This window comes from Chryseobacterium sp. R2ACT005, assembly GCF_049949215.1.
GTDB lineage: Bacteria > Bacteroidota > Bacteroidia > Flavobacteriales > Weeksellaceae > Chryseobacterium.
Genome location: NZ_CP188192.1, coordinates 5,076,683 through 5,100,837, shown reverse-complemented (window position 1 = coordinate 5,100,837; position 24,155 = coordinate 5,076,683). Strand labels below are relative to the sequence as shown.

Here is a 24,155-nt window from a genome sequence, read left to right as displayed (position 1 = left end):
GAGTTATATAGTTATCAACATTTTATGATATAGAATTTTTCATCAACCATCATAGATGTAAAAGATATGCTTACCTATAAAAAAGCAGAACAAGGGATCTCATTCCGCTTTTTAAATCCTCATTTCCGGAATTTATCGTTTTATAATTTTGACAACTGCTTCCGAATTATTTATTCTTATCAAATACACTCCTGCATTCAAAGATGACAGGTCCGTCTGATTATTTATAAACTGGCCAGACTTCACAATCTGCCCCAAAGCATTAAAAATCTGAAAAATGATATTCTTTGTTTTCCGAAGCCTTGATATACAAAATATTGGAAACCGGGCTTGGGTATAGAATAATCTTATTGTCTGTCATTTTAAATTCTGCATTAGCAGTACTCAAAGTTGAGCCATTAGAGACTACTGTGATTCTGGAAGCAGGTCCTTCTTCATTGCCGTTTGCGTCATATTCTATTTTTACACATCGGCACCCCACACCAAAATATGGATCATTATTATCATGAAAAACCATCATCCTGTTGGTAGTAGAAGCAGCATCAAAAAGTACATTAACAGGTCTTCCCAAATAATTTGAATTTAAAGCTGCAGTCCATACAGCAGGGTATTGAAAATTGAGAATATTAAAGGTTCCTTGTGATGTCTGATTGGCAATTACACTTCTGAAACCTCTTGATCCGGAATCAGGGTAGTTTCCTAAAGGATATGCAGGATTATTAAAGATATATCCGACGGTGGCATTGGCAGAATTTCTCACTCTGGTTCCTAAGTAATCAGTGGCTATATTATATGATGTAGCTATGTTTTTGTCTTTTTTATACCATGGAGTCTGTCCGAAATCACTCCCCGAAACCAAAGCAACATTCATCAGATCGGGAATTCGCCAGCCTTCCGGGCAGGGATCGAAAGGAGATTTCTCTCCTCCTCTTCCCCATCTGTCAGGAGCCAGGTTTGGTTCTGTTGCCAGCCAGTCAGTTCCGTTAGTATAGTTGGGTGTTGCGCTGTTATAAGGAGCAAACGTACTTGGAATCATATATACCAAAGGATTTTTAACGGAATAAGACAGTATCTTGGAAATCTTTTCTACCGGCTTATCTGTACTCTGCACGCTGGATGCAGCAGCATAAGTATTGTAAGGCACTATATAACTACCGGAAAGATTGTTATAATCAGCCGAAGTAAGTAAAGCATAGGAAACAGTTCCATTTGCAGCAGCAGTTCCTAAAGAAATATTGTAGGAATTTCTGTTATCTGCATTTTGGAATGCAGGAATAGGATCTTTTCTTCCCCATTGATAGTGCAATCCCGTAGAAGCACGTATCTTCAACAGCTCTTCAGCGGTGGGTGCAAGAGGATTTGCAACATTAGGAAAAGCATCTGTTGCCCCAAGATTACGATCCATGAAAGTGGTCTGCAATATCACATCCGCTTTGTTCACATAATTCACATAATTCGCTACTACTTCAGGAGATTCTGTAGTATAGGTGTAAGACTGTATAGGAGAATCCGTAACCCAGATATGCCAACTCCAATATACAGGAGCTGATATACTGCCGTTATGTAGAGTCACCACAGCATTTCCACTCTGATCAGGAGCTATTTCTACCTTTATTTTTGAGTTAGCAATACCCTGCAGTGAAGAAGGCGACGGATTTACTATTGAAATTTTACTGATAAGACCGGTATTCGTAGTCCAGAGAACATTTCCTTTTAAATTATTAAAACTGGAAGGGTTTAATATCTCAGGATTATTCAACAATTGACCTTGTACTGAAAATGCTTTACTCACTGGAATTTCAATGACAGCAGCTGTCCCGCTTTTAACAATCTGGTAGGTATTCGGGTTATCAATCCCTTCTTTATATTCTGTAGCAGCAGGCAGATATTCTGTAGGAAAATCATAATCATTGACGAGATATAAAGGGTCTTTTATACATCTGCATCCGTTCGCATCCGAAGTATACATTACTGACATAGGAAAGTAATAATAACGCCCTTTGATATTAGGATAATTAGCATCCGGAATATCAGGCTGCGTTTTATCCGGAATCATAGAAAGCCCTCTAACGGTAACTGCCGGAGAAGCATCGAACTGCCGGGCCATGGTAGCTGTCCACAATGCAATATGATGCTGATCACTGTACTGTCCCAAATGAGCCCCTCTGATAAGCTGTCCATTTCCGGGAAAGATTCCCATATTGTACCCTCCAACAGCAGAAAGATCAAAACCAAGATTAGGATATACCTTAAATCCTGTCATAAATGCGGGAATTCCGGCATTGGTAGGTTTTATAATATGGTATTTATTGGTCTCAAAAACATTTTTCGCCATATTGGTTTTTACACCGAAAGGTGAAAAGTCTATTCTGATATCATCAATATAGGATCCGGAGGCAAGATTCGCCACCAGCATAGAGGGTATTCGCCATCCGTTGGGACAAGGATCATAAGAAGACTTATCCCGATAAGGTTTTGCTTTGTCATCGGTATTGTAAATAGCTTCTATTTTTCCCTGTGCATTATCAGACCAAAGGTTAAGCTCTGAAAGCCGGTTAGTAGGCAAGGTTGTAGATTTCCCAAACCAATTGACAGGCAGATTGACATTATTATTGTAGTAAGCCTGACCGGAATTGTCCTCTTTATTGACATAGATAAGACTCAGCGGATTTTTTACAGAAAGTCTTAAGTTATTGGTAACCTCTGCTCCGGAAAGTAACACGAATTTCCTAAGATCATCAATACTTACAGCATTGGTCATATTTTTTGCTCCTCTATGTCTGACTCTTCCTATAGATCCCGAAGCTTCATAGAAATCATTCCCTCTGGTAACCAATGGCGGAATTGGATCTTTTCGCCCCCACTGGTAAAGAAGTCCTATACTTTTGTTCCAGTCTGACACGGTGATGGAGCTTGTAAGTGCACCCAAATTCCTGTCCATCCATTTCCAATCTGTATCCGGAATCACTTCAGTTGTGCCATCTGACTTCATCCTTTTAATAGTATTGAAACTTCGATAAGCCGTTCCATTTGTAGGATCATCAGTAACCCAGATATGCCAGCTCCAATAGATTTCTCCATTTACCTTAAAGGCAACCACGGCATTTCCTTTTTTTGTTTTGTTGACAGGAACTTTGATCTTCGCATCCTGACCTGTCCCTGTTATTTCGAGAGCATAATTTACCCCTGATTTTATCAGACCATGAACATCTTCCCACAGTACATCTGCTGTTACAGCTCCTGCCGGAATGCCATTTCCGTTGAGATAGCCGCCTCCTTCCCACATAGCATATGCTTTCTTTACGGGAACCAGCAAGCCTTCACTATTCTGACTAGGGTCAAAGATGTAGCTGTTAGGAGCTTTTTTCCAATCCGGGAGTAATAATTTTGCCCTTTCACGCACCGGTCTGGTGAGTGAGTCTATATTATGAGTACTCAATACCTCATGCTCAACTAAGGGAAGATATCCTCTAACATTACCTTTAGAACAAATTCCCAACGATATCAGGCAGATAGCTGCCGCTAATTTTCCAACTAACCTTTTCATATCTTATGGATTTGAGTGTTATCAAAATACAATTTTTAAGCCCACATCAACAAAAATAGATTTATTTTATAAATAAAAATAACATATTTATATTATGTTGTTAATAACACAATTAAAAACCTTATAAACAGTACAAACCCAAACAATCACTTTATATAAAAAAAGACAGCTAAAAAGCTGCCTTTATATTTTTACTTACAAAATACTATGGAAGGATATGGTTTTTGTAACGTTCTATTGAAAATCGTCCCGCCTTGATATTATTAAAGAGAGAGAAGACAACAAAATTGAAGACAACGAGTGAGATAATAAATGCATAAATCATGTTCTTGGTCCTTGCAGAAACAACATACATGGCATTTGGAATAATGATATATGAGAACCCAATGAATGCTCCTGCAAGCCTCGATGAGAAAATAGGGTTATTTCTAAAGATAAAATACATGCAAATTCCAGCCACAGCATAGTTTCTATGGTATTCATAATAAGGGTACAGCTCTTTCATCTTAGTATCAAAAACAAAAAGAAAGAAAGTCAGGATAGCCATCATTACTTCAGGAATACCAACACCACCGTTCAATCGCTGTACCGTTTCATCCATATATCCGTTGAAGCCTTCTACAAGCGTACTATTCGAGGCCATCCCATCCAAGATCCCCCCAAAACTTCTGTATATTTCAAACGGAGACAGGAAGACAGAGCCAATGATCATAACCAGCATCACTGTTTTGTTCAGTGGAACGCGGGCCAGCCAATACATTGGCAGGAATAAATAACAGACACTATGGATACCTGATCCTATAAATATGAAAAATAAGTAATGCCAGAATTTCCGTTCTTTGATATACCGTATCGCAAAGTAAACGATAAAGGTCCCCAGATTTTGTCTGATCTGTCCACTTTCCCCAATAAAAAAGTTGGGGATAAACATAAAAAGGGTAAAGGTAAATGGATAAAATGTATTGTCTTCTGTATATTCTACTTTAAAGATCATCGCAAAAATAGCAATGACCAGCGTCAACATATAAAAAGGAGCGTTAAAAAAATTGAGGAGTATTTTATTAATCAATGTATACAGCCATTCTACATCCAGATTTTCAGATCCTTCCATATGGAGCATCTTCATAAAGATACTGTAATAGCTTTTGGTATCAGAGTAAATATAAATCCCTTTGTAACTTCCGTAGTCAGGACCTACCTCATTTCTAAGACCGGCAATAAGAATGAAATAAACAGCAAGGAACCAGAACCATTTTTTATCAACTTTTTTTCCATACACCTCCTGAATACTGAAGAACAGCATATAGACAATTGCAATAATATAATATGGATGTAGTAAACTCATGTTAAATCTCTTATGTTTTTTTAAACTGATGATATGCTGCGATAATTCCCGTTAGAACTAAAGGCAGAAAAAGTCTCACCTCCCAAAAAAGGCCCACTAAAGTGATCATAATGAGGTAAGGAATTGAAAAGAAAAAATATTTTCCAAAAATGTTCCTGTTTTCTTCATCAGTACAAAGTCTGTATATAAAGTAAATCACAATGACGGCAAAAATCAATCCCGCAAGATTGAAAGGACTGGAAAAGTTCCTGTTGATGTAAAAGCCTTCTACAAATGTAGTTTCATCCTGAATAAGCAGTGCTCTTAATCCCAGATAAGGAACAAGAAAAGCTATAACCAGAGGTATTATTTTCCAGACCACCTGATAATTTCCTTTTTTCAACTCGGCAATATTGAAAAATATGGCGGCAAAAAAAGCGATATTCAGGCAGGCAGTCTCTCTTACCAATGTGGAGATTCCGATAAGACCAATGAGGATAAAAAAGAAGATATTTTTCCCGGTATCTAAATATTTTAATGTTAAAAATACGCCGGCCAGATAGCAGAAAAGTGCAATAGTATCACAATTTGTCGGTGCATACTGAGTAATTACGATAAAAAAAACAGACAAAAGATGGATAATTCTTCTTGCATTAAGATTGAGCAGAAGACCTGTGGACTTCATTTTAAATACGGCATTTAAGATCAGGGAACATCCAATAAAAAAAACACTATTCATCAGGAAAAGCCCATGATAGAACGGCGTTCCGTTTTTGGACAAAAAATCTTTAAAGAAAGAAAAAGGACCATTGATCAGATCATACATCAGATCTGTCATCTGCACACTCAGGTAATTGGGAATCACCCTGTAGGCGTATACCGAGGAAAATAAGAAGTCGGGAGTTGTTTCTGATGTTTTCAGTCTCGTATAGGAAGATTCAAATCCATAATAAGACATAGCAAACAGCAGAAGCGGAAGTACTATTACAAATAGAAATCCGTTTATTTTTTCATCATTTCTTTTCAACATATCTAAAACAGATTCTTATTTTTTAATAATAATTGTGATTTAAAATACATTTTTTTAAAGGGGAACTTTTGCAAAAGTAGAATATTTTTTCATTCTTCCTAGAATATTTTATTGATTTTCAGACAAAACTTATCTCTAACTATTTTGAACTAATGCTTAAAAAATTAAATTTGCAGACTTGATTCACATGCAATGCATCGTTTTTTTATATTTTTATATTATCTGATTTCCAGAAATAAAATCCTATCTGTACTTACAGCCTTAGGAATTGCTGTTTTATGCTTATTTTTTGCATCAAAGATCAATTTTGAGGAAGATATCAATCAGATCATTCCTAAAAATGAAAAATCTGATCTTACAGCAAAAGTTCTTAAGCAGCTTAATTTTTCGGATAAAATTATTGTTATTATAGAGAATAAATCTGGTGAAGACAGCTTCCAGCTTTCCGAAACGGCAGATACCTTTTTGCAGAAGATAGAGCCTTTACAAAAGTATATAGGTTCTGTTCAGGGCAAAGTGAATGATAATGAGATTTCGGAAACATTTGATTTCGTAAGCCAAAACTTACCCTTATTTCTTAATGAAAATGATTACAGGGAAATAGACCGCAAACTTCAGAAAGACAGCATTGCCAAGCAGGTAGAGAATAATTATATATCACTGGTTTCCCCAACAAGTCTTGTTACTAAGGAATTTATAAAAAAAGATCCTCTAGGACTTACTTTTTTAGGAATTAAAAAATTAAATGCCTTAAACATCAGCAAAGATTTCAAGCTTGAAGACAGTTATATTGTGACCAAAGACGGCAAAAACCTGTTACTTTTTATTGATCCAAAGAATAAAAGTAATGACACGAAAGCCAATGAAGTTTTTGTAGACCAGCTCAACTCAATAAAAGATGGTCTTAATAAACAGTTCAAGGGAAAAACAGAAACCAGTTATTTTGGTTCTCCGGTGATTGCTGTGGCGAATGCTAAACAGATCAAAAAAGACATTCAGAATACAGTAGTTATTTCTATGACAGTACTTCTGGTGCTTCTGATCTATTATTTCCGGAATTTCTTTACGCCTATCATTGTCTTTTTACCAACAGTATTCTCTGTACTTCTAGCCTTACTTGTCCTTTATTTTATTAAAGACAAAATTTCAGCCATTTCATTAAGTGTAGGAGCTATTCTGATCGGAATTACAATAGATTACGCCCTGCATATTCTTACCCATTACAAGCACAACAATAATATTGAAGAGCTTTATAAAGAAATCACCCAGCCTATTATATTGAGCAGTGCGACGACAGCTGTCTCATTCCTGTGTCTGGTTTTTGTACGCTCTGAAGCTTTGAAAGACCTGGGGATTTTCGCTGCTATCACCGTCATTCTCTCTTCAGTTTCAGCCTTGATTATCGTTCCTCAGCTGTATAAGCCCAAAGAAAAAGGAGAAAACCATAACACGAATTTCATCGACAAGATAGGATCTTATCCTTATGAGAAAAACAAACCTTTGATTATAGGGTGTTCTATCATCATTCTTGCCTGCCTTTTCGGATTCAGGCATGTAGGTTTTAATGAAGATATTGGTGATCTTAATTATATTCCAAAAGATCTGAAAATCAGTGAAGCCAAATTACAGAAGCTCTCGGATATTACTTCAAAATCTATTTATACGATCTCTTATGGAAATTCTGAAGAGGAGGCATTAACCCGTAATTCTGAGTTAAGCAGCTTCCTTGAAAAAGAGAAAAAAGAAGGTAAGATATTAAGTTACAATTCTATCGGAAATATTGTTCTTTCAGAAAAAGACCAGCAAAAAAAGATTGAGAAATGGAACAGCTTCTGGAATGATTCTAAGAAAAATCAGACTATTTCTGAACTGATCAGTAATGGAAACAAATTTGGGTTCAATGGTTCAGCTTTTGACACCTTCAATGAAGCTCTGCATAAAAACTATACTGCATTAAGCCTGAAAGACTATGAAAAAGTAAAGGCTCTTCAGATCTCAGAATTCATGAGCAGCGAAAATGGTTTTTACACCGTTTCCAATGTAGTAAAAGTGGATGAAAAGAAAAGAGATGCTTTCATTAAAGATATTGAAAAGAAACATGATGCTCTTGCGATTGACCGCCAGCAGATGAACGAAAATTTCCTCGGCTTGCTGAAGAGAGACTTCAATACGCTGATCAATTATTCTCTTTTAGCAATTGTTCTGACAATTATTGTATTCTTCAGAAATCTTGAACTCACCATTCTTACCATGTTCCCGATTGTTTTAACGGGTGTTGTAACCGCTGGAATTCTTTATTTCTTAGGATTGGAATTAAATATTTTCAGTACCGTAGTCTGTACACTGGTATTTGGAGTTGGGGATGATTTCAGTATTTTCCTGACCCAGGCGATGCAAAAAGAGCATACAACAGGCAAAAATGAATTACCTACCTACAGAACGTCCATTATTCTTGCTGTTTTCACCACCATTCTTTCGATTGGCTCCCTGATCTTTGCAAAACATCCGGCGCTGCACTCTTTAGCATTAGTTGCGCTGATTGGAATGTTCTCCGTGATTATCATCACTTCTACCCTATATCCTTTCTGGTTCAGATTATTCATTACCAACCGGGCAAAGAAAGGTCTGTCGCCTATTACGCTCAGGTTATTTTTACGGGCTATATTTTCATTTTTATATTACGGATTGGGTGGATTGGTATTTTCAGCTTTCGGGAGTTTATTTATTAAAAACTCCAAGGGAAAAACGTTAGATATTATCAAACTGATTCTGGCTAAGTTTTTAACATCAGTACTTTATTTAACACCTTTTGTAAAGAAAAGGGTCATTAAAAATACAGCTGAAGATTTCAGCAAACCGGCGGTTATCATTGCCAATCATACGTCTTTCCTGGATACTCTGGCCATTGCCATGGCTACCCACAAAATCATCTATCTAGTGAATGACTGGGTCTATGAATCTCCTGTTTTTGGAAAACTGGTAAAAGCACTGGGCTTCTATCCGGTTTCCCAGGGAATTGAGAACGGAATGGATAAGCTGAAAGAAAAAATTGCACAGGGATATTCTTTGGTTGTTTTCCCTGAAGCAGAACGTTCTTATACCAATGATGTCAAAAGATTCCATAAAGGAGCATTCTACCTTGCTGAGCAATTTGGTCTGGATGTTCTTCCACTTTACATCCACGGAAATTCCGAAGTATTACCGAAAGGAGATTTCATTATCTATGACGGAAGTATTACCGTAAAAGTAGGCAACAGAATAAGTAAAGACGATATGAGCTTCGGCAAAAACTATTCTGAAAGAACAAAGAAGATCAATGCTTATTTCAGAGAAGAGTTTGCAACACTGAGAGAAGAGATTGAGGATGAGAATTATTTTAAAAAGAAACTGTTCCTGAGCTACCTTTATAAAGACAGTGAAGTGGTAAATGAAGTAAAAGAAGACTTCAACACCAAAAAATCAGTATATTTCGAACTGAATAAGCATATTTCCAATGAAGCCAATATCCTTCACATGGCAGATGACTTCGGACAGAAAGATGTATTATTGACTTTATATCAGGCCAGCCGAAGAATTTTTTCTCTGATACAAAGTGATGAAAAAAGAGCAATTGCTGCGCACAGCTATCTGGTAAAAAGAAGAAAGATACAGTATATAAAAGACCTTTCGGAAGTGTCTAAAAAGATTGATGTTCTTTTGATCTCCCATGATCATTTCAGCTTCAATGAGATTCGGGTTCTTCCCGAGACCATTATTTTTGTCGACACAAAGAATGCTTCGTTTGAAAACGATAATTATACACTGGAATTTAGTTCTGAATCATTAAAAGTATTTAAAACTAAATAATAAATATGAAAAACATATTTTTGTAAACGCTAAAGAAAACTAATGAAGAAAAATATACTTGTCATATATTATTCACAAACCGGACAACTCGAAGATATCGTGAGAAACATAGCCAAACCTTTTGAAGCTAAAAAGGAGGCTTATGATATTACATATTACAACATTCAGCTAAAGGAAGATTTTCCTTTTCCCTGGCCAGGTGATGTTTTTTTCAACACCTTTCCGGAATCTTATTTACAGATTCCTAAAGAAATCCTTCCTCCTTCGGAAGAAATTCTGAACAAAAAGTACGACCTTATTCTTTTCGGATATCAGGTATGGTATCTCACACCATCCATTCCTATTATTTCATTTTTAAAGAGTGGTTATGCACAACGCATCCTTAAAGATGCGCCTGTAGTCACCATCTCCGGAACCAGAAATATGTGGATGCTTTCTCAGGAAAAACTAAAAGTCTACTTAAGAGATTTACAAGCTAAACTTGTAGGGAATATTGCACTGGTAGACAGGCATGACAATTATACGAGTGTTTTGACTATTCTACGATGGCTTACAACGGGGCAGAAAGAAAAATCAGGGATGCTTCCCGCTGCAGGGGTTTCTGATGAAGAAATCACGGGCTCAGTAAAGTATGGCGAGATTATTGAAAGACATTTTAATAATAATGACCTTAATAATTTGCAGCCGGACCTTGTTAAAAACGGGGCCATTGAAATCCGTGCGTTTTTGGTACGGGTAGAAAAGGTAGGAAATAAAATTTTCACCGTATGGTCTAACCTGATTATCAAGAAAAAAGAGAAACGCCCATTGCTGATAAAATTCTTTAAGGTATATTTGATGGCAGCGATATGGATTATCTCACCTGTCGTTTTGGTTTTACACCTGCTTACAACCCCTATATTTTGGTTTAAAAGACAAAAACAAAAAAGATATTTACAAGGAATTAATTTAAAATAGAATGTACGACGTATTTATAACAAAAGCATCAAAATACTTACCCAATGAGCCGGTAGCGAATGATGAAATGGAGACTTATCTTGGGCTTATCAATGATGCGCCATCTAAAGCAAAATCACTTATCCTAAGAAATAATAAAATCACAACAAGATACTACGCTTTAGACAAAGAAGGAAACCCTACGCACTCTAATGCGCAGCTTACTGCAAAAGCAATTGAAGGACTTTTTGATGAGAATTTCAAAAAGGAAGATATGAAATTATTATCCGTAGGAACTACTTCACCAGACCAGATACAGCCTTCTCACGCTTCTATGGTACATGGTGAACTGAACATCGGAAAATCTATTGAGATTAATACTTCAACCGGCCTTTGCAACTCAGGAATGAATGCCCTGAACTATGGATTCCTTTCTGTAAAAGCTGGTGTGCAGGAAAGTGCTGTATGTGCAGGTTCCGAAAGAATGTCTGCATGGATGACTGCTGATAAATTCAACCACGAAGCTGAAAACTTAAAACTACTGGAAGAAAGACCTATCGTTGCTTTCAAAAGAGAGTTTCTGAGATGGATGCTTTCTGACGGAGCAGGTGCTTTCTTGTTGCAAAACAAACCAAGAGAAAACAGTATTTCTTTAAAGGTAGAATTTATTGACTTTTATTCTTATGCTCACGAAATTGAAGCATGTATGTATGCCGGATGTGACAAACTGGAAGACGGAAGCCTGAAATCATGGGCAGACTACCCTTCTGATGAATGGTTGAAGCAATCTATTTTTGCCATCAAACAGGATACTAAAATCCTTGATAAATATATCCTTGTAAAAGGAGCGGAAAGTCTAAGATCTTCTTTTGACAAACATAATTTAGATCCTGAAAAAATCGACCATGTATTAGCTCATATTTCATCAGGATATTTCAAAGACGGACTGAAGGAAGAGTTTGCTAAAAAAGGAATGGATTTCCCGGCAGAAAAATGGTTCTATAATCTTTCTGAGGTTGGAAACATCGGAGCTGGATCTATATTTATTGCCCTTGAGGAACTTATGAATTCCGGGACATTGAAAAAAGGAGAAAAAGTACTTCTTTGTGTTCCTGAAAGTGGAAGATTCGCTTATTCATGTGCTTTACTAACAGTTTGCTAATGGAAAACAGACTGCCCACATCCGATAAAGATTTTGTAGAAAGCCTTATTCCGCAACGGTTTCCTTTTGTAATGGTACATGAGTTATCAGATTATTCTGAAAACCATCTTTTATCCGGTTTTGAGATCAAAGAAGACAATCTTTTCATCCAGGACGGATTGTTTCAGGCTTCCGGGCTTATTGAGCATCAGGCACAGAGTGTTGCTCTTCATACCGGATATAAATATTATCTGCTGGGAAAAGATGCCCCAACCGGGTATATAGGAGCCATCAAATCTTTTGAAGCTGAAATGCTGCCCAAAGTAGGAGACCAACTGAAATCTGAGGTAACCATCCTCAATGAAGTAATGGGAGTAACTCTTGTGGATATTGTTACCAAACTAAACGGTGAAGTGATTGCAAAATCTCAAATGAAAACCGCTGTAAAATAAACTGGAAATGGAAATAAAGGAAGAGAATATCATCAATATACACAACTTTTTACCGCATCGTGAACCGATGCTTATGGCAGACTATATTCTGGAACTGACCAAAGAAAAAGTAGTGACTTCCTTTGAAATAAAAGAAGACAATGTCTTTGTTCACAACAATGAGTTCGTGGAAGCCGGATTAATTGAGAATCTGGCACAAACCTGTTCATCAATTCTTGGACAAAGTTTCTTTGAAAATCCTGAAGCAGATACTAAAGTAATCGGATTCATTACCAATATCAAGAAGATTGAAGTTTTTGCCCTTCCAAAAGTGAATGACAAAATTATTTCCAAGGCATCTCTTATTTCACAGTTTGAGAACATCTGCCATATCTTCTGTGAAACCTTTAATAATGATGAACTATTGATCAGAGCGGAAATCAACCTGTTTATCCAGGAAGTAAAATCGTAAAGATCAATTCAACATAGAATAAAAAAGCTGTACAAAACGTACAGCTTTTTTATTTTTGATCTTATGGCTTGTGAATATTTGTGCAATTCATTGGTGCCATTTGTGTTAAAAATATAGACTTTGGCTAAAGCCAGGTGATTTTTTCTTTTTTGCAAGTGGGCTAAAGCCTACTTCTATTGAATTGATTACAACTGCCTTACAATAAAAAACATTTTTTATTTATTTAAAATTTAAAAAAAACCATCATAATATAATTGAAAACCAATGAAATACAAATTAAAAACATCCTCACAAGATGAATTATTTCACGTGAAACATTTTATAAATCCGTGAAACACTTCTTATTAGGCAAATTAGATCCAAACAAGATAAAATCAGATCTTGCCCATTCGACTCTATAAAAAAAATCACGCTGTTTAGAATCTAAACAGCGCGTCTTTTTATGAAAGTTTTTATAATTATTTTAGATAACAACTTCATAGTCATTTCCACCGCAAATCTGCTCAGCAGGACCAGCAATATCAGTATTGATATCTACATTACGGATTTGACCATTCGTTCCGTTAGCACATGAAATATAAACAGTAATACCTCCTTGTACTTTTTTCAATTGATTTTTTGTAAGTAACTTTAAGTTTCTCATGGTTTAAATTTGTTTTAAATTATTAGTTTTTGTTGTTTAACACAGACAAATATAGATAAAACAATCAAACAACCCATATATTTTCAATAATTAATAAAATTTTATGCATATCCGTAATTAAACATAATGGGTTTCTGTTTTTAGAATCTGCAAAATATTTTCATAAAGCCTCTGTTTCAAAGCAATAGCTCCCTCAGATGTAATATGATTTACATATAATGTATTTTCACTATTTTAGCCACCGATTATAAGAATCAAAAACAGGTGAATATTTTTCATCTGCAATCTAAAAAAATTACAGTATTTAGATGAAAAAACAAGACTTACCTCAAGACGAAAGTAACCTGAAATCCGCCAACATGACTGAAGTTCTGTATGTAACGGATGAGAACGATAATTACACCACAGCAAACAGTACAGGCTGGGATGCCAAGAATGCTGCTCTGGATGAATCTATGGAACTTATTCATGAAAGAATTGAGGAAGCAAAACAAAATGTTGCCAATAATATGGCAAGCCCTATCGCCTATTTTATGGAACTGAATAAAATGGATCTGGGTGTTCTTGCTTCTTACGTAGGATTATGGCAATGGAGGGTAAAAAGACATTTTAAACCCAAGGTATTTAAAACACTAAGCGAAACTGCACTGAAAAAATATGCCGATGCATTCGGAATTTCGGTGGATGAATTAAAAAACTTCAACGGAAAATAAATGAAATAAGGCTATATATGCCTGTTCATTTTCCAATGAAAAGATACAATCAGCAAATGAAATTAAACTTTGAACACCATCAGACTGCGCATTGCGAAAACGGTGTTGCTTCTAATCTACTGCTTAATAAAGGCTTAAAACTAAGTGAGCCTATGATTTTCGGAATTGGTTCCGGACTATTTTTTGTCTATCTCCCTTTTTTAAAGGTGAATTTTGCGCCGGGCTTCAGCTATCGTCCGATGCCGGGTGCTATTTTCAGTAAAGCAGCCAAAAGATTAGGAATTAAAATCAAAAGAGAAAAATTCTCAAACCCTAAAGACGCCCAAAAAGCTCTAGAAAGAAATCTGGAACAAAATATCCCTACAGGACTTCAGGTAGGGGTTTTCAACCTTACCTACTTTCCTGAAGAATATAAATTCCACTTCAATGCCCACAATCTTGTGGTATACGGAAAAGAGGACGGAAAATTCCTTATCAGCGACCCTGTAATGGATTATACAACATCCCTTTCCGAAGCAGAACTGGAAAAAGTAAGATATGCAAAAGGAGCGCTTCCTCCGAAAGGACATATGTACTATCCTATTTATGTTCCGGAAAATGTAAACCTTGAAGAAGCCATTAAAAAAGGAATTAAAGACACCTGCAAAAATATGCTGGCACCGGTACCGCTTATCGGCATAAAAGCCATGAGATGGGTAGCAAAGAGCATCCCGAAGTGGGCCGAAAAGAAGGGAACAAAAGTGACCAACCATTATTTGGGCCAACTGATCAGAATGCAGGAAGAAATCGGGACCGGAGGCGGAGGTTTCAGATTCATCTATGGAGCATTTCTTCAGGAAGCTTCTGTTATTCTTAAAAACGATGAACTCAAGGAATTATCAAAAGAAATCACTTCCATTGGTGACCTGTGGAGAGATTTTGCTGTAGATATTGCGAGAGTTTACAAAAACAGAAACTCAAAAAGCAATATTTATAACGAACTTTCTAAAACGATGCTGCACATTGCAGATTTAGAAGAAGCTTTTTATAAAAAACTGAGAAAAGCGATCTGATATGGCAGAAAATATGATTGAGATCAAAAACTTATATAAGAAATACAAAAATTCTGATGAGTTTTCTGTAAATGATATTTCCCTGAATATCAATAAAGATGAAATTTATGGAATTCTCGGACCTAATGGTGCTGGGAAAACAACGCTGATTTCTATGCTTTCAGGATTGATAAAGCCAACCTCGGGACAATTCACCATCAATGGTTTATCTCCACAAAAAGAGGGTTTTAAAATTAGACAGATTATTGGAATTGTACCTCAGGAATATGCTCTATATCCTACTCTTACCGCTAAAGAAAACCTAATGTTCTTTGGAAGTCTGTATGGTTTGAAGCACAACCAGCTTAAAAAAGTAATTGATGAATCTCTGGAAATTATGGGGCTTTCAAAATTTGCCAATAAACAAGTAGGACAGTTTTCAGGAGGAATGAAACGTCGCTGCAACCTCATCGCAGGAACACTTCACAATCCTAAAGTCTTATTTCTGGATGAACCCACTGTAGGAGTTGATGTTCAGTCTAAAAAAGCAATTATTGACTATCTTTTAGATTTAAATAAACAGGGAACCTGCATTATTTATACTTCCCATCACCTTTCGGAAGCGGAAGAGTTCTGTACAAAAATTGCCATTATCGACCACGGAAAAATTCATGCAGTAGGAACACCTGAAGAATTGGTAAACAGAGTAGCAAGCGCAGAAAACCTTGAAGATGTTTTCATTTCATTAACCGGAAAAGAATTAAGAGATGTTGTTGTATAAATTGTGGAGAAGCTTCATTAAGGAAATCCTTCTGCTGAAAAGAGATATCGGAGGGATTGTCATCATCTTTGTGATGCCATTACTTTTGATTGTAACCATTACCCTTATCCAGGATTCTACCTTTAAAAACCTTGAAGGATCAAAAATTCCGATCATTTTTATTGATCAGGATCAATCTGAAGTTTCAAAAAATATAAAAGCTGAACTGGAAAACAGCAAAACATTCCAGCTGCTGACCAATTTCAATGAAAAGTCTGCTCAGAATGCTGTTTTTTCCGGAGATTATCAGATGGCGATCGTCATTCCTGAAAATTTAACGAAAGATTTAAATTCAAATATTGATTCAAAAGTTCAGACCATTGTAAGTTCTTTCGGACTGGAAGGAGATTCTGCAAAAGTAAAAACAGCTGTCCCAAAGACCAAAGAAATTCATTTGTACTTTGACCCTGCTACCAATGCAGGATTCAAAAACTCAGTGATGAATTCTGTCAACAAAATGGTTTTTGAGATTGAAAATAAAAAGATTTACAAAGCATTTCAGGATCAGCTGGGAACCACGGAAAATCTTGCCGAAAATAAAAACCTGATCAGTTTTAAAGAAATAACTCCCAAGAAAGGAGAAATGGATGTAATGCCGAATTCTGTTCAGCACAACGTTCCTGCATGGACTCTTTTTGCAATATTCTTTATTGTAGTTCCTTTATCCATCAATCTGGTTAAAGAAAAAAGTCAGGGAACAAGTGTAAGAGCAAGAATAAGTCCTACTCCGTATTTTGTACATATTTTAGGTAAAACATTTACCTATCTTATCATCTGTATCATTCAGTTTTTACTGATGGTTGCGGTAGGAATTTATCTTTTCCCTTATATGGATCTTCCTGCATTTGATGTATCCGGAAAAATGTTCCAGCTTGTCACAGTAACGCTGTTTGCGGGACTGGCAGCTATTGGGTTTGGCGTTTTACTGGGTACTATTGCCGATACACAAGAGCAGTCTGCCCCATTCGGAGCGACATCTGTAGTAGTTTTGGCTGCTATCGGAGGAATCTGGGTTCCTGTATTTTTAATGCCGGAATTCATGCAGACCGTTGCTAAATTTTCTCCCATGAACTGGGGACTGAATGCTTACTATGATATTATTTTAAGAAACAGCGGAATTGGAGGAATAGCTAAAGAATTAGCATTCTTATTATTATTTTATATTGCCACCGTAGCTATTTCCATTTTTTACGAAAGAAAACTCCAAAATATTTAATTTATTTTTATGACAAATATTACCAGGAGTTTCCTGACGGCCAAAAAAAACAATAAAAATTCCGGAAGAAAACAAAATGCAGTCTAAAGAAAATATATTAACCTGTACTGAAGAAGTAAGAGTACGATTCAATGAGACAGATCCATTGGGAATTGTCTGGCATGGACACTATATCGTGTATTTTGAAGATGGAAGAGAAGCTTTTGGCCGTGAGCATGGCTTAACCTATCTTGATATTCAGAATGCAGGATATGTGACACCCATTGTAAAAAGTACCTGCGAACATTTTCTTCCTTTAAAATATGGAGAAACCTTCAGAATTGTAACAACGTACGTAAATTCGATATCTGCCAAGCTGATATACAGATATGAAATCTTCAACAAAGAAGACCAATTGGTATGCAGTGGGGAAACAATTCAGGTATTTCTGGACAGTAACGGAAGCTTATGCCTGTACAACCCGGAGTTTTTTCAAAACTGGAAAGATAAAATGGGATTATCATGAGGAAAGAAATTTATATCACAGACTATAATTGTGTAACTCCTTTAGGCTTCAATGTGGATTCCAACTGGAACGCTCTTTTGGAAGGAAAATCAGGAGTTGCTTTACATAAAATCATAGACAATCAGGATGCTTTTTATGCTTCCATGATTGATTCTGAAAAACTGAATGAAGAATTCAACAGATTCTTTGCTCAGAATACCATCGATTTCACAAGACTTGAAAAAATGCTTCTTTTAAGCCTGCTTCCTCTTGTTGAAAAACATACTGTATCAAAAGACACTGCCTTTCTTCTGTCTACCACAAAAGGGAATATCAGCCTGTTAAAAAACCAGTCTGAATTACCTGAAGGCGTTTATTTATCAAAATTAGCGCAGAAAATAGCAGATTTTTTTGGATTTAAAACAAAACCAATCATTGTTTCCAACGCCTGTGTTTCAGGGGTAATGGCAATTTCTGTTGCAAAGAATATGATTCAGGCAGGAAAGTATAAAGATGCCTTTGTCATTGCTGGGGATGAGCTTTCTGAGTTTGTTATTTCAGGATTCAACTCATTTCAGGCTATAGGATCGGGACCTTGTAAGCCTTATGATAAAAACAGAGACGGAATCAATATTGGTGAAGCTGCAGCTGCAGTTTATATAACCAGCAATCCTTCACAAAACGAAAAATTCAGATTTAAAGTTCTGGGAGATTCCGCAATCAATGATGCCAACCATATTTCCGGACCTTCAAGAACCGGGGACGGTTTGTATGCCAGTATCAGCAATGCTATGGATGAAGCGAAGGTTTCTCCGGAACACATCGATTTTATTTCTGCCCACGGAACGGCAACTTTATATAACGACGAAATGGAAGCTATTGCCTTCAACAGAATGGAACTTCAGAATGTTCCTCTCAACAGTATGAAAGGATATTACGGACATTGTTTGGGTGCATCAGGGCTTCTTGAGAGTATTATCTCTATGGAAAGTGCTCTTCACAGGACTTTACTTCCCTCAAAGAATTTTGAAGAAATGGGAGTAACCCAGCCTTTGAATATCATCAAAGAAAATCAATCTGCAGAAATTAAATATATTCTAAAGACAGCTTCTGGTTTTGGAGGGTGTAATGCGGCTGTTGTACTGGAAAAATGTTAAATTGAACGTGATGAAGAAAACGAACACCTGTACCATAGAACATTCAAAGATAACCGTTGACGGAGATCTTATTTTTGAAAATCAAAGCGAAACTTTTCAGGAATTTGCCAAAGAAGCTTATAAAAGTCTGGATATCAGCTATCCAAAATTTCATAAAATGGATAACCTGAGCAAACTGGCTTTTCTTTCCGCCGAAATCATTTTGAAAGACGAAGATCACAGCAGGACGGCCATTGTTTTTGCCAACAGGTCATCCAGCCTGGATACGGATTTCAAATATCAGGAAAGCATCAACGATCAGGATAATTTTTATCCAAGTCCGGCAGTATTTGTGTATACTTTGCCCAACATCTGTGTAGGAGAAATCAGCATTAAGCACAAAATGCAGACTGAAAATGCTTTTTTTGTTCTGGATGAATTTGATGAAAACTTTTTAAACAACTATTCTGAACAAATTCTGCTATCCGGTAAAGCCGACAAAGTACTATGTGGCTGGGTAGAATTGTATCAGGAAAATTACAAAGCTTTTGTATATTTGCTAACCTTATAGAAATGTAACAATATAACAGTGTAATGATGTAATGATCTTCATGATATACTGAAACACTGATAAACAACTTAATTATGGAAAACTTAAAAACAGAATTGAAACACAAAATTATTGAAGTTCTTAATCTTGAAGATGTATCTGTAGAAGAAATCAAAGATACTGATCCGTTGTTCGGAGGAGGATTAGGATTAGATTCTATCGACGCTTTGGAACTGATTGTTCTTCTTGATAAAGACTACGGAATAAAATTAGCTGACCCTAAAAAAGGAAAGGAAATTTTCCAGTCTATTGATACGATGGCTAAATTTATCGAAGACAACAGAACAAAATAAATTAATACAACAGTCTAACAGTATAACAATGTGGTAATGATTAGTGAATTATCAGATTGCCGTATTGTTATGTTATCTTAAACCATGAGTCAAAAAATTGCCATAACAGGAATGGGCGTCATTTCCTCCATCGGAAACAATGTGGAGGAAAATTTTATTTCATTACAAACCGGAAAACACGGAATTTCAGATATCGAAATGTTTGAAACCCGTCATGCCGGAATCATTAAAACGGGTGAAATAAAATTATCCAATGAAGCGCTTGTACAGAAACTTCAGCTTGATGAAGACAATAATGTAACAAGAACTTCTTTACTGGGAATGATTGCTGCTAAAGAAGCTGTAGAAAGTGCAGGAATTTCAGATATCAATAGCTGCAGAACCGGGCTTATCTCTTCTACGAGCGTTGGAGGAATGGATATTACTGAAAAATACTTCTACTCTTACGAAGACTTTCCTGAAAAGCAAAAATATATTGATGCCCACGATGCCGGAAGTTCTTCATTGGCTATTGCAGATTATCTGGAATTAAAAGGTATGGTTTCCACCATCAGTACAGCGTGTTCATCAGCAGCCAATGCAATTATGATGGGTGCTAAGCTGATAAAAAACGGAGTTTTGGACCGTGTCATTGTGGGAGGAACAGATTCACTGTCAAAATTTACTTTGAATGGTTTCAATACCCTGATGATTCTTACGGATTCCTATAACACCCCTTTTGACCACAACAGAAAAGGGCTGAACCTTGGGGAAGCTGCGGCTTTCTTAGTCCTTGAATCTGAAGAAATAGTCAAAAAAGAAAACAAAAAAGTTCTGGCTTATCTTTCCGGATATGGAAATGCCAATGATGCACACCATCAGACCGCATCTTCAGAAAACGGACAGGGAGCATTTTTAGCAATGCAGCAGGCTTTGAAAATCTCAGGATTAGCTAAAGAAAATATAGATTACATCAACGTTCACGGTACGGCGACTCCTAATAATGATTTATCTGAGGGAATTGCTATGATAAGAATCTTCGGCGAAAACCAGGTTCCTGAATTCAGCTCTACAAAAGCATTTACAGGACATACTTTGGCTGCAGCTGCAGGAATTGAAGCGGTATTTTCAATTTTAGCTATGCAAAACAATGTTATCTTCCCGAACCTGAATTTCAAAACAAAAATGGAAGAGTTTGACCTTACTCCTGTTACCGAACTGAAAGAGAAAAATATCAATCATGTGCTTTCTAACTCATTCGGTTTTGGAGGAAACTGTTCTACCTTAATTTTCTCTAAATCATGAGTGCAGTATACATCAACAGTGCATCCTGTATCTCAGTTCAGGACACTTTAAACGGAAATATTCTTCAGAACCTTACTTCTGGGAATTCTTCAAATATCATCAAAGCGATAGAACCTAATTACAAAGAATTCATTCCGCCAGCCATGATCAGAAGAATGTCTAAAACGGTAAAAATGAGTTCCGTAGCCTCGCATTACGCTTTAAAAGAAGCAGGTATCAAACAACCGGATGCCATCATCGTAGGAACCGGAATGGGCTGCTCACAGGATTCAGAGAAGTTTCTGAAAAATGTAATTGATAATCATGAAGAGTTCCTTACGCCTACCTTTTTCATCCAGTCTACACACAATACCGTAGCAGGACAGATTGCTTTGGGATTACAGTGCCATGCTTACAACTTCACGTATGTAAATACTTCTTCTTCACTGGAATTTTCATTGTTGGATGCTCAGCTTCAGATCAATGATGGTGAAGCGGAAAATGTGCTTGTAGGTTCTACAGATGAACAGACAAACAGAACAATGGAGCTTTACTGTTTAAATAATACCATAAAAAAGGAAACTGATCTTCCTGCCGATTATTTGCATTCCACTACCAATGGAGTAGTTTGGGGTGAAGGCGCGAGCTTCTTTGTGATAGGAAAAGATAAGGCTGAAAATTCTTACGCAAAGCTTAAAAACATTCGTATCAGTAATAAAGTAGATTTGGATGAAGTACAGGATTTTATCCGGAATTTCTTAACTCAAAACAATCTTTCTACTCATGATATTGATGCTGTTATCTTAGGATTCAGTGGAGATGCGGATTCTGATATTTATTATACCAAAGCAATGAATCTGTTTCCGGACTCATCTTTGCTTTATTACAAGCATTTGAGCGGAGAATTCAATACAGCCAGCGGTTTTTCAACATTTATGGCCTGTCATATCCTTAAGGAACAGCAGATCCCGGAAATTATGATGATCAATTCTGAGAAAAAGGAAAGTGTAAAAAATATACTTCTTTACAATCACCTGGCAGGAAATGATCACAGCCTGGTATTATTGGAAAAGGCATAATTGTTGAAATTGAAAATTACACGGTGTATTTGTCATTCAGAGAGCGTGGAATCTGAATTAGTCCAGACTCCTACGGAGTGACAATGGTGTACAATAAATATTATGACCATACAACTCATAATAACAAGTTCAACATAAATAAACCACAGCAATGAAACACTATCCATTCATCCTGTTTTATCTCTTCTGTAACGCTTTTATTTATGCGTTCCACGGAGGTTTTTGGGTATATCTGTTTTGTTTTTTTGCTTTTTCTGCGGTGGTAGTCTGGGGTTCTTTTGATATTGAACTGGGATATTTTGTCAACAGTATCACTCATAAGCGTACAAAGATCAAAGAAGTTGCTCTTACTTTTGATGATGGCCCAACTGAATTTACACCAAAATTTTTAGACCTGCTTAAAGAACATCAGGTAAAAGCCACCTTTTTCTGTATTGGAAAACAGGTTGAGAAGTATCCTGAAACATTTCAGAGAATCATTGCAGAAGGTCATACGATCGGAAATCATACCTTATCACATGCCAATTCCACAGGATTTTTATCTGCTTCAAAAATGATTGAAGAAATTGAAAAATGCGACGATGTCATTAAAAACTCGGGAAATATAACAACCCATCTTTACAGACCTCCTTTTGGAGTGACGAATCCCAATATTGCGAAAGCGATTAAAAGAACACATAAAAAAAGTATCGGATGGAATGTCCGGTCCTTAGACACCATCATTGATGATGAAAAGAAAATCTATACCAGAGTGACTAAAAGCTTGAAAAAAGGAAGTATTATCCTCCTTCATGATACTTCGGAAAAGACCTTCCGCGTGCTGGCAGATTTATTAGTATTTTTGAAGGACAAAAAATATTCAACTTTTACGGTTGATACAATTATAAATTCAAATAGAAATGATTAAAAATATTGCTTTAGGAGCATTCTTACTGGTTTCCGGTTTCTTTTTTGCACAAAACGCGGCCATGTCAGGAGCTGAAGCCAAAGCATTTGTGTCGAAAGTATCTTCGGAGACTAAAGAGATCAAAACGTTACAGAGTGATTTTACCCAGACAAAAAAAATGGACTTCCTGGATAAGAGCATTGTTACTTACGGAAGAATGTCCCTGCAGACTCCCAACATGCTGAGCTGGAAATATACAAAACCTTATCAATACAGTATTGTTTTTAAAAGCAACAAGATCTTTATCAATGACCAGGGGAAAAAATCGTCTGTAGATGCCAAGAGCAAAACATTTGAAAAAATCAATAAGCTGATTGTAGGAAGCTCAAACGGAACGATGTTCAATGATCCGGAATTTACCGTAACTTATTTTAAGAATGGAAATTACAATATCGCGAAGTTTATTCCTAAAACATCACAACTGTTGAAATACATCAAACAGATCGAGCTGTATTTTCCAAAGAACCAGTCGACGGTTTCTCAGGTGAATATGACCGAGGCTTCCGGAGATACCACGAATATTGTTTTCAAAAACACCAAGATCAATGCTTCAATTCCTGCGTCAGAGTTTACTTTATAGCCTGATCCTGATTCTGGCTGCTTCCTGTAAAACGTACAAGTTAACAGAAGTAAAACCTGTTTCCTCTTCTGAAAAGATGGTTGAGAATTTATACTTTTCTTCAGGTGAAGATTATGTATACAAATGCCAGATGGACATTTATAAAAACCATGTGAGCGGAATTCTGATCATCAAAAAACTGAATGAAACAACGCACCGTGTCGCTTTAACATCAGATTTCGGGAATAAACTGATTGATTTCGAGGTTTCTTATGATAATTTCAAGTTAAATTATGTACTTCCTGATCTGGATAAAAAAATAGTCATCAATTTTCTAAAAAATGATTTTCAGCAGCTATTGAAAAGACAATATCCTGTGAGCGAAAGTTTTGAGAATGACAATGCTAGAATCTATCTTTCAAAAATTGAGAATAAAAGCTATTATCTATTCTTCAACAAGGAAAATAACTTACTAAAACAAATCATTTACACGAAAAATAATAAGGAAAAAATCGATTTTACTTTTGATGCAAAAAAACCTATCTTCGCGGATAGCTTAAATCTACAGCACAAAGATTTTAAGATCAATATAAAACTATTTCAAATAACCGAAACAGAGTAATTTCCAATAGAAA

Annotated in this window: 23 protein-coding genes; 18 read left to right on the top strand and 5 right to left on the bottom strand. The window is 36.3% G+C overall.

Features of this window, described 5'->3' with window-relative positions; genetic code table 11:
• Positions 1–132: 132 nt before the first annotated feature.
• The 4 genes from ACPF63_RS23415 to ACPF63_RS23400 all read right to left on the bottom strand — a co-directional run bounded on the left by ACPF63_RS23415 (position 133) and on the right by ACPF63_RS23400 (position 5,901).
• Positions 133–246 (bottom strand): T9SS type A sorting domain-containing protein, encoded by a 114-nt coding sequence (locus tag ACPF63_RS23415; protein WP_426481498.1) that lies wholly within the window; start codon positions 244–246, stop codon positions 133–135.
• 16 nt (positions 247–262) lie between these two features.
• On the bottom strand, positions 263–3,547 hold the full coding sequence (locus ACPF63_RS23410) for a T9SS type A sorting domain-containing protein (protein ID WP_426481497.1): 3,285 nt from the start codon (positions 3,545–3,547) through the stop codon (positions 263–265).
• Positions 3,548–3,752: 205 nt separating this feature from the next.
• Positions 3,753–4,892, bottom strand: coding sequence for an EpsG family protein (locus ACPF63_RS23405; RefSeq protein WP_426481496.1), 1,140 nt, complete (start codon positions 4,890–4,892; stop codon positions 3,753–3,755).
• 10 nt (positions 4,893–4,902) lie between these two features.
• Positions 4,903–5,901, bottom strand: coding sequence for a hypothetical protein (locus ACPF63_RS23400; RefSeq protein WP_426481495.1), 999 nt, complete (start codon positions 5,899–5,901; stop codon positions 4,903–4,905).
• A gap of 192 nt (positions 5,902–6,093) precedes the next feature.
• Here ACPF63_RS23400 and ACPF63_RS23395 point away from each other — a divergent pair, with 192 nt between their 5' ends.
• The 5 genes from ACPF63_RS23395 to ACPF63_RS23375 are packed head-to-tail and all read left to right on the top strand — an operon-like array spanning position 6,094 to position 12,727.
• A complete protein-coding gene (locus tag ACPF63_RS23395) occupies positions 6,094–9,747 on the top strand; it encodes an MMPL family transporter (RefSeq protein ID WP_426481494.1) in 3,654 nt (1,217 codons plus the stop codon).
• Positions 9,748–9,789: 42 nt separating this feature from the next.
• Positions 9,790–10,704: a dialkylrecorsinol condensing enzyme DarA gene (locus tag ACPF63_RS23390; RefSeq protein WP_180564738.1), complete on the top strand. Its 915-nt coding sequence runs from the start codon at positions 9,790–9,792 to the stop codon at positions 10,702–10,704.
• A gap of 1 nt (position 10,705) precedes the next feature.
• Positions 10,706–11,845 (top strand): beta-ketoacyl-ACP synthase III, encoded by a 1,140-nt coding sequence (locus ACPF63_RS23385; RefSeq protein WP_426481493.1) that lies wholly within the window; start codon positions 10,706–10,708, stop codon positions 11,843–11,845.
• Positions 11,845–12,276, top strand: a complete 432-nt coding sequence (locus tag ACPF63_RS23380) for a hypothetical protein (RefSeq protein ID WP_077419553.1) — start codon at positions 11,845–11,847, stop codon at positions 12,274–12,276. Before ACPF63_RS23385 ends, ACPF63_RS23380 begins: the two co-directional genes overlap by 1 nt.
• A 7-nt stretch (positions 12,277–12,283) precedes the next feature.
• Positions 12,284–12,727 carry an ABC transporter permease gene (locus tag ACPF63_RS23375; protein ID WP_426481492.1) on the top strand — a complete coding sequence of 148 codons (444 nt, stop codon included), beginning with the start codon at positions 12,284–12,286 and terminating at the stop codon, positions 12,725–12,727.
• Between the two features lie 463 nt (positions 12,728–13,190).
• Here the strand turns inward: ACPF63_RS23375 and ACPF63_RS23370 are convergent, their stop codons facing one another.
• Positions 13,191–13,370 (bottom strand): hypothetical protein, encoded by a 180-nt coding sequence (locus ACPF63_RS23370; RefSeq protein WP_149835525.1) that lies wholly within the window; start codon positions 13,368–13,370, stop codon positions 13,191–13,193.
• A gap of 308 nt (positions 13,371–13,678) precedes the next feature.
• Between ACPF63_RS23370 and ACPF63_RS23365 the strand changes: the two genes are divergently transcribed.
• From ACPF63_RS23365 to ACPF63_RS23305, 13 genes are all read left to right on the top strand, one after another.
• Positions 13,679–14,083: a hypothetical protein gene (locus ACPF63_RS23365; RefSeq protein WP_426481491.1), complete on the top strand. Its 405-nt coding sequence runs from the start codon at positions 13,679–13,681 to the stop codon at positions 14,081–14,083.
• A 56-nt stretch (positions 14,084–14,139) separates the two neighbouring features.
• Positions 14,140–15,135 (top strand): BtrH N-terminal domain-containing protein, encoded by a 996-nt coding sequence (locus ACPF63_RS23360; protein WP_077419583.1) that lies wholly within the window; start codon positions 14,140–14,142, stop codon positions 15,133–15,135.
• 1 nt (position 15,136) lies between these two features.
• The gene (locus ACPF63_RS23355; RefSeq protein ID WP_180564741.1) at positions 15,137–15,895 is read left to right on the top strand and encodes an ABC transporter ATP-binding protein; all 759 of its coding nucleotides are present in this window, start codon (positions 15,137–15,139) and stop codon (positions 15,893–15,895) included.
• A complete protein-coding gene (locus tag ACPF63_RS23350) occupies positions 15,882–17,150 on the top strand; it encodes an ABC transporter permease (protein WP_426481490.1) in 1,269 nt (422 codons plus the stop codon). Before ACPF63_RS23355 ends, ACPF63_RS23350 begins: the two co-directional genes overlap by 14 nt.
• A 76-nt stretch (positions 17,151–17,226) precedes the next feature.
• Complete coding sequence (locus ACPF63_RS23345) at positions 17,227–17,655, top strand: acyl-CoA thioesterase (RefSeq protein ID WP_077419547.1); 429 nt, start codon at positions 17,227–17,229, stop codon at positions 17,653–17,655.
• Positions 17,652–18,791 (top strand): beta-ketoacyl synthase N-terminal-like domain-containing protein, encoded by a 1,140-nt coding sequence (locus ACPF63_RS23340; protein ID WP_426481489.1) that lies wholly within the window; start codon positions 17,652–17,654, stop codon positions 18,789–18,791. The genes ACPF63_RS23345 and ACPF63_RS23340 overlap by 4 nt, the downstream gene beginning before the upstream one ends.
• 10 nt (positions 18,792–18,801) lie before the next feature.
• Positions 18,802–19,341, top strand: coding sequence for a 3-oxoacyl-ACP synthase (locus ACPF63_RS23335; RefSeq protein ID WP_426481488.1), 540 nt, complete (start codon positions 18,802–18,804; stop codon positions 19,339–19,341).
• A 74-nt stretch (positions 19,342–19,415) separates the two neighbouring features.
• Entirely contained in the window at positions 19,416–19,673 is a 258-nt protein-coding gene (locus tag ACPF63_RS23330; RefSeq protein WP_034692439.1) for a phosphopantetheine-binding protein, read from the top strand.
• Between the two features lie 84 nt (positions 19,674–19,757).
• The gene (locus tag ACPF63_RS23325) at positions 19,758–20,957 is read left to right on the top strand and encodes a beta-ketoacyl-[acyl-carrier-protein] synthase family protein (protein ID WP_426481487.1); all 1,200 of its coding nucleotides are present in this window, start codon (positions 19,758–19,760) and stop codon (positions 20,955–20,957) included.
• The gene (locus tag ACPF63_RS23320; protein ID WP_426481486.1) at positions 20,954–22,015 is read left to right on the top strand and encodes a beta-ketoacyl synthase N-terminal-like domain-containing protein; all 1,062 of its coding nucleotides are present in this window, start codon (positions 20,954–20,956) and stop codon (positions 22,013–22,015) included. The genes ACPF63_RS23325 and ACPF63_RS23320 overlap by 4 nt, the downstream gene beginning before the upstream one ends.
• A 151-nt stretch (positions 22,016–22,166) precedes the next feature.
• Positions 22,167–22,922, top strand: a complete 756-nt coding sequence (locus ACPF63_RS23315; protein ID WP_426481485.1) for a polysaccharide deacetylase family protein — start codon at positions 22,167–22,169, stop codon at positions 22,920–22,922.
• On the top strand, positions 22,915–23,541 hold the full coding sequence (locus tag ACPF63_RS23310; protein ID WP_077419542.1) for a LolA family protein: 627 nt from the start codon (positions 22,915–22,917) through the stop codon (positions 23,539–23,541). Before ACPF63_RS23315 ends, ACPF63_RS23310 begins: the two co-directional genes overlap by 8 nt.
• Complete coding sequence (locus ACPF63_RS23305) at positions 23,507–24,142, top strand: hypothetical protein (RefSeq protein ID WP_426481484.1); 636 nt, start codon at positions 23,507–23,509, stop codon at positions 24,140–24,142. The genes ACPF63_RS23310 and ACPF63_RS23305 overlap by 35 nt, the downstream gene beginning before the upstream one ends.
• Positions 24,143–24,155 lie beyond the last annotated feature (13 nt).